Source organism: Planktothrix sp. FACHB-1365 (assembly GCF_014697575.1).
GTDB lineage: Bacteria > Cyanobacteriota > Cyanobacteriia > Cyanobacteriales > Microcoleaceae > Planktothrix.
In genome coordinates this window covers 132,202-138,292 of record NZ_JACJSC010000014.1, presented here as the reverse complement: position 1 = coordinate 138,292, position 6,091 = coordinate 132,202, and the positions used below count along the sequence as shown (strand labels likewise).

Below are 6,091 nucleotides of genomic sequence, written 5' to 3'. Positions count from 1 at the left end.
CTTCTACGCTGTCTTCTGGGTAACTCCACTGAGGAATATCCATCTGTTCGCAATGGGTGTCAACCGCCTCTTTCCATACCATAAATTGAGCGATCGCAGCCTCCCATGTCGCTTTATAGCTAAGGTTCCCATGCTGACGTACTTCATCGGGGGTTAAACCCAATTCAGTAGCGCGTGCTTTGAGTTCTGTTAGTGTCATAATTTAAAGACTCCTAAGTAGTTAGGGGTGAGTACCCGTAGTGTCAGACTTTGGACGGTTAGCACTACGGGTTGTTTATTGACTTGTTGATACTGTAGCAGAGAGTATGATACATTAGCAAGTACGGTAAAGTAAATAAAGGTAAAGCAAGGTATGATAAGTTCTGTAGAGGTTTCTGTGAAAGACTTGGGTAAACGCAAACTAGATTTAATTAGCACTTACGTTGAACCGGAAGTCAAAAAAGAGTTAGAGCGTTGGGCTAATGAAGAGGAACGCTCTGTTAGCTGGATTATGGCTAAATTGGCTGAAAAAGCATTGAAACAGAAAGAGAACGGGTTAAACCCGCTAAAGGATAACTAACCCACTCACCCCCCAAACACTAAAACCCACTGACTAACAATCGGTGGGTTATTTTTATCTCTATTTACACGGTAGGTTGTGTAAGGGGGTTGTGTAAGGGTAAGACTATTACCTTGTAAGGGTTACAGGTATTTTAACGCTAAAACTAGATAGGGGGTTGTGTAAAGGGGTTGTGTAAACCTCTAACCCTTATATATCAATACTTTCACCATTCCTTACACAGCCTACACAGCCTTTTTACTAAAAAAATCATTTTTCATTACCTATACCTCTGTCAATGTCCAGTTAGGACTACCCGATTAATACCCTTACCCGTTTTTCAAAAATTTTAGGGAAAATGATGTGTAAGCTGTGTAAGCTATGCTGAAATCCCTACTCTGTAACGCTTTTAACCTTACACAACCTCTTACACAGCCCCTACTTATCTGTTGATGGTTAAATATCTTAAAACCTATACATAGTAAGACTTGCGACGCTTACACAACCCTTACACGGTATTTTACACAACCCCCTTAATAAAAAACCCACTGACGTTAAACCAGTGGGAGTGAAATTCTAAAGACTCATTAGTTCATATCTATTTTCAGCCGCCGAACTCGGCGGCTGAAAATAGATAAATGATAGTGAGTGAGTTATTAGAGCGTCCTTTCTGCTAGGGATGATACCCCCCTAACCCACAACAGAGAGATTTAGGGCTGTAGGGATAGCGGTCAAGGGTGAGTGAAACGAATCCGTAGGACTATTGCCCTTGACGGGTAGACTGTAAGTCATATAATCGCGGTTTGGGTTAGGGGGGGAGTGAGTAAATATAGGGGTAATTTAGCCAAAACCTTCATAGGCCTATAGAAAAATAAGGTTTCAATAATTTTGCTTGTTGACAATACCTCTGTATCAATAAATTTTGATTTATATAATTTGACAGTTTTTAAATTTTGTGATAGTGAGTTTTGGTGATAATTAATATAATTTTTAATTAATTATTTAAGGTTTTATATAAATTATCCTTATGTAAAGGTTAAGGATAATTTACTCATTTTACTTGTAAGTTAGTAGTAGATTGAGTAATTTTTGAGTAACGCGCTAGATTTAGGTTCTAGTACCGTAATGGCTGTTAACGGTGTAAGCATTTCCTACGAGCCAATCAATAAATGCGGACAAAAGGACTTGAACCTTCACACCATTACGGTACTAGAACCTAAATCTAGCGCGTCTACCAATTCCGCCATGTCCGCGTTTTTTATGCCAATTGGTATTATAGCAGAAAATTATTGAATTTGACATTAAGACAGAGAAATCATGCGATCGCAAATACCCTCAACAGCTTGTAGCAATTGGGAATTATCCCAACCCAGAGCTAGATGAGCCGCAATAGCAGCCCCCCCGGCTCCGACTCCTTCCTTCACATACCCTTGTTCGTAGGCTTGGAGTTGAGGATAACGGGAACCCCAAAAATTGAGTTGGGTGGCTAACAGGGGAACCCTTCCCACCGCTTCCGCTAACCCAACCGTATCACCCGTTTCATCCTCCGCTACCCAACGAGTTGTTCCCACCACAATTTGCGATCGCTCCCATCCCAGGTCTAAGGCCATGGCGATCGCCTCTACTAACGCATATACAGCTAACATTTGGGTTCCTCCCGCCAGTAATACCCCTACACTACGACTAGCAGAAATCGCCATTCCCGCCACTACAATTTGCATCGGATCACCCACCGCCGCTACCAACTTTAAGGGATCAACACCCTGAGATCCCGTCTGTGATAAGGGCCAAAATCCCCCTTGCTCTAACCCCGTTGTAGCGATCGCTAATTTTTGCTGATGATTACATTGGGGATGGCTACTATTGACTTTTCCCATAGCCGGAAAGCCCAACCCTAGCAATATCGCTAAAGCGGTTGTGGTTCCCCCCACAACACACTCCGATAAAATCACATAACTGTTTTCAGCTTGTTTTGCTAATCGTTCTCCCCAGATTAATCCTTGCTCTAACAGATGTTTGACCGTTTCTAAGGTCATCGCAGCACCCGATGTTAAACACTGGGCCCCAACGCCCCCTAAATTCACGGTGGGAACTGAAGGGGAAACCGATAATCCCCCATTAAACACATATAAAGGACAGTCCAAGGCTTCCAGAACAGCACGGGAGATTAAGACGGGAGATGCTCCCTTTGCTAAGGGAGGTAAGGGATAGTGAGCTTGAGGTTGGGGGCCATTGTAGAGAAATTCCGCATCCGCCACGGCTGTATATTGTCGAGTCTCTGGGGTGGCTCCGGCGGCAGAAATCCCTGGAATTAAAGCGGTGGCGGTAAATCCCAATATACAAGCAAATACAGGGGAACAACCTTGATAGCGGTCTAACCAATGATTTCCTAGGTCAAACTCAGTATAAACGCGAACGGTCATAAAAATAGGGTGGGAGGATGATCATTAGAGGAATTGGGAGTGAAGTACGTTCCTGTTGACACTCCCCGCTCTGAAGAGGCGGGGATTCTACATTCTACGTCAGAATTTGCTCAACCAGGGTTGCCCCAAGAAGAGTAGAGACTCCAACTCCTGTAGCGTTAATTTGGGAATGCCCTTCCCTATTTTTAGCTGAATTCAGAATGTTAATTGCAGCATTTGTATCTCTATGTAATTCGCATCCACAATTACAAATATGGGTGCGAGTTGATAGAGATTTTTTCACAATTCCCCCACAATTACTGCATTTTTGCGAAGTGTAATGGGGTGGAACAGGAATTGCTAATTTATCAAACTTAGCTGCAAAATATTCTATCCATTGCCGGAACAAATACCAACTAGCGTCGCTAATTGATTTAGCTAAACAGTGGTTTTTAACTAAATTCCTAACACTTAAATCTATGCGCTTCGCGCAGGCTACGCCAACGTAGGCGACTACATCGTTAGATGTGCATACGTTACGTGCAATTCTCTTTGCGTGTTCATTCCGTTGCCGACTTACTTTTAAGTGTTTTTTGGCGTAAACTTTTCTAGCTTTCCGTCTACCTGATGAACCCTTAACCTTTTTATAGATTTGTCTCTGAGATTTCTTAATAGACGTTTCCATCTTTCTCAAAAACTTAGGATTAGGTTCTTGGTATCCATTAGAGTCTGTATAAAACGACTCAATTCCTACTTTCTGGAACTTAGGATATCCTTTTTTCCCAGAAATCTTTTTCTGGCAATTGTCATAAAAACGACTAATGGCAGCCCATCCCCGCTCTGCTGCGGATTGGACTGCCATTGAATTTAGATCGTTAACAAACGAGAATTCCTTTCTGAGAGTCGTTGAATATTTATTTAAGGCAAACTTGTCAATCTTCAATTCTCTGGAATTATCCATCCAGTATCTAATCGCTTTATTGCGAACAAATTGAGTGGTACGAATTACTTGATCAATTGCTTGATATTGATTGGGCTTGCCTTTAACTTTATATTCTAAAACTATCATGGAAGTCTCCTTGTCTCGACCTACTTTTAGGTAAGCATAAATTGTTAGAATATTCACGGGAGTTAAAACCCCCTGAGTCGTTTTTCATCTCAGGTCTGAAGACACTGAGTTTTTAAACTCCCACTTTGGTCTTATAACCATTGCTGTACTACCACAATACACCGTATAAAAGGAAGAGAGTGTGTGTTCTCTCAACAGTCACTCATCCACAACCAAAACGATGTCCAACCAAGTGTCTGAGCGTCTTAAACAAAATGCTGAAAGAATTATGCACCTGTGGGAAAAGCGGGTTCGTGATGAAGTCGGTGCATCAACCCATCAAAATTCTCTTGTCTTGCAAAATTCCCTACCTCTGTACTTAAACCAACTGGTAGATAAACTCTCAAACAGAATCGTCAGGACATCTATCCAAATCACAGCCGACGAGGTAGAAAGCACTCGGATTTGCAAGCAACATGGGCATGAACGGGCAGGGTATGCTGACTACTCTATGAGTCAACTCATTTTGGAGTATCACATCCTCCGTCAAGTCATCTTTCAAGTTTTAGAAGAAGAAGCACCTTTAGAAGTAGAGGAGCGAGACATTATTATCGGCTCTATTGAGCAAGCCGTTAATGACGCTGCGACTCAATTCTCCGAAACGTTGCGAGATATTCAAGAGTTATTTATGGTGACGCTAACTCACGACCTCAGAGGGCCGCTGAATGTGGTCAAACTGGGAACTCAATTGACTCTGCGACGGCTTGAGCGAGGAGACACCCACATCGATGTGGCTGCGAGGATGCTCGGTGCAGTCAATCGTCTAGATTTAATGATTCAAGATCTGCTGGATGCGAGTCGGCTACGGTCAGGACAGAGCTTAAAAATGAAATTTGAAGAATGCAGTTTAGAGGTACTCCTTCAGGAAGTAGTGGAGGATTTGAACTTCGCTTATGGAGAGCGATTTGTTGTTGTCTGTGATGCTGATATCAGGATTTATTGCAGTCGCAAAGAAATACGACGGGTAATTGAAAACTTAGCCATTAATGCGGTGAAATATGGTGATCCAAATACGCCAATTACACTTACCCTCCAGCACAATGAAACACAGGTCAACCTGACTATCCATAATCAAGGCAAGCCGATTTCCCTAGAAGCTCAATCAATCCTATTTCAACAATTCCGTCGAACTATTGGTGCTGAGGATCAAGCAGGCTGGGGATTAGGATTATTTTTAGCTAAGAGTATTACCGAAGCTCATCAAGGAACCCTTGAGGTTGAAAGTGGAGAGGGGAAAGGAACAACCTTTATGGTCAAGTTACCGAAGGTTAAAGTTTAAATATGTTCCAACAGTTTATTCATAATCTAATAAAACTTGTACCCATTTCGGCGGGCGAGGAATCGGGCTATTAAGGCGATCTAATAACAGCAAAGATACCAGATGAACCACAAATAAATAGACAATACTATTAATAAAAATCATTAAAACCGCGATCGCTTGCACTAACATTAAACTGGGTTGAGCCAAAATCCCTAACTTAATAAAAATCCATTCCGCCAGGGAAGCAATTTGGACAGTGCCATAGGCCCACAAATTTCGTCCCAGAAGGATTGACAGTAACCAATACTTAAAGAAAAAACCAATCGCCACAATCACAGACCCAATGGAAATAGACATCCACCAAGCGGCACCCCGTTTCCACATTCCCCCCAAGACCACGCCTAACCAGCCATAGGGAATCAAAAACACAATGCTGCGAGTCGGCCCCATCAATACCGATAATAATAAAAATGAAGCTACAGCCCCCATCACAGAGGCTCGTTTTCCCCAACGTAAATATAACAGTGCCATCGGTAAACAGAAAAATAACCGCAGCACTGGCCCCATCGGGAAATAATAATTAACAAACCAAATTAAACTCGCCGCACTCGCTAAAAACGCAGTTTCAACTAGGATGAGAGCGTTTTTATGGGAAGGAGATATCGAAGGCACAGAACTTGAAGTTGAGGGAGAGAGGGGATCACAATCAACGGATGCAACACTCTGATGCTCAGATTCAGAGGAGCAAGCCGGGGATCTCGATGGGGAGGAATCACTCATGC

At 42.5% G+C, this 6,091-nt stretch carries 5 protein-coding genes, 1 tRNA gene and 1 pseudogene; 2 read left to right on the top strand and 5 right to left on the bottom strand.

Features of this window, described 5'->3' with window-relative positions:
* A pseudogene (locus H6G57_RS16510) lies at positions 1-199 on the bottom strand (hypothetical protein); the annotation flags it as partial.
* A 153-nt stretch (positions 200-352) separates the two neighbouring features.
* On the opposite strand from H6G57_RS16510, the gene H6G57_RS16505 reads away from it, so the two are divergent.
* Positions 353-559 (top strand): CopG family transcriptional regulator, encoded by a 207-nt coding sequence (locus H6G57_RS16505; RefSeq protein ID WP_190520402.1) that lies wholly within the window; start codon positions 353-355, stop codon positions 557-559.
* Positions 560-1,708: 1,149 nt separating this feature from the next.
* Here H6G57_RS16505 and H6G57_RS16500 read toward each other — a convergent pair.
* The 3 genes from H6G57_RS16500 to H6G57_RS16490 form a co-directional block, all read right to left on the bottom strand.
* Positions 1,709-1,791: transfer RNA gene (locus H6G57_RS16500), tRNA-Leu, on the bottom strand.
* Between the two features lie 48 nt (positions 1,792-1,839).
* Positions 1,840-2,961, bottom strand: a complete 1,122-nt coding sequence (gene cobT / locus H6G57_RS16495; RefSeq protein ID WP_190520400.1) for a nicotinate mononucleotide-dependent phosphoribosyltransferase CobT — start codon at positions 2,959-2,961, stop codon at positions 1,840-1,842.
* 94 nt (positions 2,962-3,055) lie between these two features.
* Entirely contained in the window at positions 3,056-4,009 is a 954-nt protein-coding gene (locus H6G57_RS16490) for an RNA-guided endonuclease TnpB family protein (RefSeq protein ID WP_190520398.1), read from the bottom strand.
* A 220-nt stretch (positions 4,010-4,229) separates the two neighbouring features.
* Between H6G57_RS16490 and H6G57_RS16485 the strand changes: the two genes are divergently transcribed.
* The gene (locus H6G57_RS16485) at positions 4,230-5,327 is read left to right on the top strand and encodes a sensor histidine kinase KdpD (RefSeq protein ID WP_190520396.1); all 1,098 of its coding nucleotides are present in this window, start codon (positions 4,230-4,232) and stop codon (positions 5,325-5,327) included.
* Positions 5,328-5,342: 15 nt separating this feature from the next.
* Here H6G57_RS16485 and H6G57_RS16480 read toward each other — a convergent pair whose 3' ends face one another.
* Positions 5,343-6,089: a DUF2232 domain-containing protein gene (locus H6G57_RS16480; protein ID WP_190520394.1), complete on the bottom strand. Its 747-nt coding sequence runs from the start codon at positions 6,087-6,089 to the stop codon at positions 5,343-5,345.
* Positions 6,090-6,091 lie beyond the last annotated feature (2 nt).